The 1,436-nt window shown below is 48.7% G+C and carries 1 protein-coding gene; it reads left to right on the top strand.

Annotation, left to right across the window (positions count from 1 at the left end; translation table 11 throughout):
• Positions 1-171 precede the first annotated feature (171 nt).
• The coding region (locus IDH45_RS34545) for a transposase (protein ID WP_223837263.1) at positions 172-1,436 on the top strand (1,265 nt) is incomplete at its 3' end.

Below are 1,436 nucleotides of genomic sequence, written 5' to 3' on the forward strand. Positions count from 1 at the left end.
CATGACTTATGCAGTTCAAGTCAGTAACTGGTAATCATAGTCATGCCGAAATTTTTCGAAAACATTTCAATAAATAAAGAAAAAATATCTTGACTTTTCCGAAACGCCACCATAATCGCCGAGGATACCTTTTTCATAGGGTATATCTTCAAGATTATAGGTGGTTTCCCAATGTCAGCGCTACAAAAACCGAGGTTCAAAGAACTGAATCACAGCGAATGTGCCGGAGCTCCCATTTTGAAGAGCCTGTGGGATCGATTCGACTTCTCTCTGCTGCTTACTCAATCCGGCATTATGAAGCGCAATGGCACTCCTTCTTGGTTAATTTGCTTCCTCTATGTTGTCGGTCTCGTTTCCAATTGCTCCTCCGTCGTTCAGATGGCGCAGATGGCCGACAAAGACGCCTTGCTGAAGGCGATGTTCCAGCCTTGGAAACTTGCACAGTACACCTTAAGCCGCTTTTTTACAAAGGGCTTTGCATGGACGACGTTTGCCCAAAAACGTGTCGAGCGCTTGCAGCAAGATCCTCTGACTGCGCTTGCCGATGGGGATGTCGTGAATCTCGATGACACCCACAGTGCACATCCTTTTGCCAAACGGCTTCCGTTTCTGAGCTGGCTCTATGACCACTCCACCAAAGCCTATGTTTGGGCAACGAATCTAGTGGTCCTGCATGCCGTTCTGAAAAGCGGATTGGAGTATCCATTGTTGTACCGGATCTGGCACAAGCCCGAAACGAAAGGAGAAGGTCTAACTAAAATCGATCTAGCCAAGCAAATGCTGCTCATGCTGCGTGAATCGGTTACGTGCCGGTTGTGGGTAGCCATGGATCGCTGGTACCTGTGCAAGCATTTTTTTACGTTCCTTGAAGAGAATCACTTTGATTGGGTCACCAAGGCCAAGCGCAATACCGCTTTGTTTCGTAAGGTCATCGAACCTGGCACCCGTCGGGAACGTTACGTGCCGCTGACTCCAGTCATGCTGATCCGTGAAGTCTTTAAGGAATTGACGCGTCAAGCAACATCCGGCCTCAGTTCTATTTCGATTCCGGGCATCTACATGAAGCGTCCATACATCACGGTGAATCGGAAAGGAAAGCAAGTGACCAAGCAACGCTTTGTTCCGGTGGCTGCTGTTGTTGCCATGCGATTGAAGGAAGATGAGCTCATCACGGAATTGGACTCGATTCAAGCGGAACAAGGAGAAGATCCGGCCACTTACAAAGGCGCATACTTGTTGATCAGCAATCGCCACGATGTACCGAAAGACGTGGTGCAAACCTATACCAAGCGCTGGCGCATCGAAGTGTTCTTTCGCGCCGCCAAACAGGAATTGGCTTTCGAGAAATGCCACTCCGAATCCGAGGCGCATCACCATGCCCATTTCGAGCTATTGTTTGTCGCAGAAACCTTATTAGCGGTCGCGCTCTTTGAACT

The organism is Paenibacillus oceani (assembly GCF_014705615.1).
Lineage (GTDB): Bacteria > Bacillota > Bacilli > Paenibacillales > NBRC-103111 > Paenibacillus_AB > Paenibacillus_AB oceani.